At 70.0% G+C, this 3,617-nt stretch carries 3 protein-coding genes and 1 pseudogene; 2 read left to right on the forward strand and 2 right to left on the reverse strand.

Annotated features, from left to right (window positions below; translation table 11 throughout):
* Positions 1-1,379: helicase HerA-like domain-containing protein (locus tag CCN39_RS47280; RefSeq protein WP_143264459.1), on the forward strand; the 1,379-nt coding region annotated here is incomplete at its 5' end.
* Positions 1,380-1,445: 66 nt separating this feature from the next.
* A complete protein-coding gene (locus CCN39_RS47285; RefSeq protein WP_086853659.1) occupies positions 1,446-1,823 on the forward strand; it encodes a DUF3224 domain-containing protein in 378 nt (125 codons plus the stop codon).
* Between the two features lie 116 nt (positions 1,824-1,939).
* On the opposite strand, the gene CCN39_RS47290 is transcribed toward CCN39_RS47285, so the two are convergent.
* Both CCN39_RS47290 and CCN39_RS47295 read right to left on the reverse strand, forming a co-directional pair.
* Positions 1,940-2,962, reverse strand: a complete 1,023-nt coding sequence (locus CCN39_RS47290; RefSeq protein WP_086853662.1) for a S1C family serine protease — start codon at positions 2,960-2,962, stop codon at positions 1,940-1,942.
* A 98-nt stretch (positions 2,963-3,060) separates the two neighbouring features.
* Positions 3,061-3,617, reverse strand: a pseudogene (locus CCN39_RS47295) (M20 family metallopeptidase); the annotation flags it as partial.

Genomic DNA, 3,617 nt, shown 5'->3' on the forward strand with positions numbered 1-3,617 from the left:
GGCTGGTCGCCGGGGCGACCGGGACGGGCAAGACGAAGACGTTGCAGCTGATCTCGGAGCAGCTGTCGGCGGCCGGGGTGCCGGTGGTGCTCGCGGACGTCAAGGGCGACCTGTCCGGGCTGGCCGCGGCCGGCGAGGCGAACGACAAGGTCGCGAAGCGTGCGCAGGAGCTCGGCGACGACTGGGCGGGCGCGGCGTTCCCGGTGCAGTTCCTGTCACTGGGCACCGGCGGGAAGGGGTCGCCGATCCGGGCGACGATCACGAGCTTCGGGCCGGTGCTGCTGGCGAAGGTGCTGGGGCTGAACGAGACGCAGGAGTCGACGCTCGGGCTGATCTTCCACTGGGCCGACCAGCGCGGCCTGGCCCTGCTGGACACAAAGGACCTCCGCTCGGTCATCACGCACCTGACCGGTGACGAGGGCAAGGAGGACCTCAAGGGCATCGGCGGGGTCTCCGCGGCGACGGCCGGGGTGATCCTGCGGGCGCTGTCCAATCTGGAAGCGCAGGGCGGCGAGGACTTCTTCGGCGAGCCCGAGCTGGACGTCCACGACCTGATGCGCGTCCGGGACGGCAAGGGTGTCGTCACGCTGCTGGAGCTGGACAACCTGCAGTCGAAACCGGCGCTGTTCTCGACGTTCCTGATGTGGCTGCTGGCCGAGCTGTTCGAAGAGCTGCCCGAGGAGGGCGACCTCGACCAGCCGAAGCTGGTCTTCTTCTTCGACGAGGCCCACCTGCTGTTCGCGGACGCGTCGAAGGCGTTCCTCGAGCGCATCGAGCAGACCGTGAAGCTGATCCGGTCGAAGGGCGTCGGCGTCTTCTTCTGCACGCAGCTGCCCACGGACGTGCCGAACGCCGTGCTTTCGCAGCTCGGCGCGCGGATCCAGCACGCGCTGCGGGCGTTCACCCCGGACGACCAGGCGGCGCTGGCCAAGACGGTGAAGACCTACCCGAAGACGAAGTTCTACGAGCTCGACACGGCGCTGACGTCGCTGGGGATCGGCGAGGCCGTCGTCACGGTGCTGTCGGAACGGGGTGCGCCGACGCCGGTGGCGTGGACGCGGCTGCGGGCGCCGCGGTCGAAGATGGGCTCGATCGGCGACGAGGCGGTTGCCGCTTCGGTCGCTTCGTCGGACCTGCACGCGAAGTACGCCGAGACGATCGACCGGGAGTCGGCCTACGAGAAGCTGGCCGCGAAGGTCGCCGCCGCGCCCCCGCCCGAGGCCGCTCCCGCTCCCGAGGCACCGGCGCCCGAGAAGGACGAGCCGGGGTTCCTCGAGTCCGCCATGAAGAACCCGGCCGTGAAGTCGTTCATGCGGTCCGCGGCGAGCGCGCTCGGGCGGGAGATCACGCGCGGGCTGTTCGGCAACCGGAGGCGCTGACAAAACCTGACGCAAGTTGTCAGGTATGGCTGGCAGGCTGGGCGCACCTTCGAAAGGAAATCAGCCATGACCAGCACTGCCACCGCGTCGTTCGTCCTCGACAAGTGGGAACCGCAGGCGACCGACGAGACCGGGGGCACCGAGTTCGCCCGGGTGGCGATCGGCAAGACGTTCACCGGCGCGGTCGAGGGGACCAGCACCGTCGAGATGCTGACGGCGTCCAATGCGACTTCGCGCGCGTACGTCGCCTTCGAACGTCTCGAGGTGTCGGTCGACGGCCGCAAGGGCGGGTTCGTCCTGCACCACTCCGCCGACGACGCCGGCCTGGCGCTGAAGATCCTCACCGGCTCGGGCTTCGGCGAACTGGCCGGGATCGCCGGGACGGCGAGCATCGAGATCGACGAGGAGAAGAACCACCTCTTCACCCTCACCTACACGCTGTGAGCAGCACGAAGGCCGTTTCGAGAGCCCCCGATTGACTCTCGAAACGGCCTTCGCGGTGTTTCTCCCGCTCCCCGAAGCGGGGGGACGGGCCGCCCCGACCACGGCCCGTCCGCGTCCTAGTTGTTCACGATCTGGTCGACGATCTTCTTGGCGTCGTTGATCGGGATGGCGAAGCCGATCCCGACGCTGCCCGCCGAACCGTTGGCCGACGCGCTCGGGCTGTACAGCGCCGAGTTGATGCCGATCACGTTGCCCTGGGCGTCGACCAGCGCGCCGCCGGAGTTGCCCTGGTTGATCGCGGCGTCGGTCTGGATCGCGGTGTAGCTGGGCGAGTCGCTGCTCTGGTTCGAGGTGCGGCTGAACGGCGAGCGCTGCTGCTGCTCGCCCTGCCCGATGTCGGACAGGTTCCGGTTCAGCGCGCTGACGATCCCGGTGGTGACGGTGTTCTGCAGGCCGCCCGGCGAGCCGATCGCGACCACTTCCTGGCCGACGACGAGCTTGCTCGAGTCGCCCAGGCTGGCCGCGGTCAAGCCGCCGGCGTTCTGGGCCTGGACCACCGCGATGTCCGCCTTGGTGTCCGCGCCGACCACGCTGGCCTGGTACTTCTTGCCGTCGGAGGTCGTGATGACGACGTTCTGGGCGCCGTCGACGACGTGCGCGTTGGTCAGGATCCGGCCGTCCGAGGTGAGGATGACGCCGGAGCCGATGGCCTCGCCCTGGTCGGTCGTGACGTTGATCTGGACGACGCTCGGCGTCACCTTCGCCGCGACGGCGCTGACGTCGCCGGAGGTCGGGTTCGAGACCGTCTGCCCGTTCGCCGCCGGCGTGCTGACCGACGTCGTGGCGCCGTCCGCCGAGGTCGTCGTCAGCCCGACGATCGCCGCCCCGCCGACCCCGCCGACCAGCGCGGCGCCAAGCGCGGTCGCGCTGACGATCATCGCGACGCGGCCACCCTTGCGCGGCTTGGCCTTCAGCGCCGTGGGGGCCTGGGCGTCCGGCGGCTGCGGGGTGAAGAGCGGATTCGGCGCGGCCTGCTGCTGGTAGGCGTACTGCGCGTACGGCCCGTACTGCTGGGTGCTGTGGTGCGGCTGGTGCCCACCGGGTGAGGCGGGGCCGGGCCGACTCTCGTTCTCGGTCATGGCACTAGATTCGCGCCCGTGCTTGTGAGCAGCCTGTGGAAATACCTCAGGCTTTGCTGAGAAGAATCAGCTGAGAAAATTCAGGTAATCCTCAGGCGTCAGACGAAGAACGACGGGACGTCCAGCGCACCTCCCGCCGCCTCGAACTCGTCGTGCACCGCTTTCCGCAGCTCGGCGTCGCCGAGGTAGTCGGCGGCGGTCAGGGCCAGCCCCAGCGCGCCGTCGCGGACTCCCGCGTCGCCCGTCTCCGACCCGGCCGCGGCCGCGAACTCCTTGGTGTGCAACGCAACCGTCGGCCCGGAGACCGCCAGCATGGGGTGCAGCGCGGGGACGCGGTAGGAGAGGTTGCCGAGGTCGGTCGAGCCGGTGAGCGACTCCGGCACGATGCCCGGCGGGAGCGGCTTGCGGCCGGTGCTCACCTGGTTGACCGACCAGCGCCCGGCGAGCGTGGTGTTGAACCGGATCGGCAGGTAGGCCGGCTGGGCGTCCCAGATCAGCTCGACGCCGCAGCCGGTCATCGCCGCCGCGCCTTCGGCGATCGACGTCATGCGGGCGGCGAGGTCGCGCAGGGTCTCCGGGGACTGCGATCGGAGGTAGAACAGCAGCGCGGCGCGGGCCGGGATGACGTTGGGCCGGGCGCCGCCGTCGGTGAACA

Origin of the sequence: Amycolatopsis kentuckyensis, assembly GCF_002155975.1 — a bacterium.
Lineage (GTDB): Bacteria > Actinomycetota > Actinomycetes > Mycobacteriales > Pseudonocardiaceae > Amycolatopsis > Amycolatopsis kentuckyensis.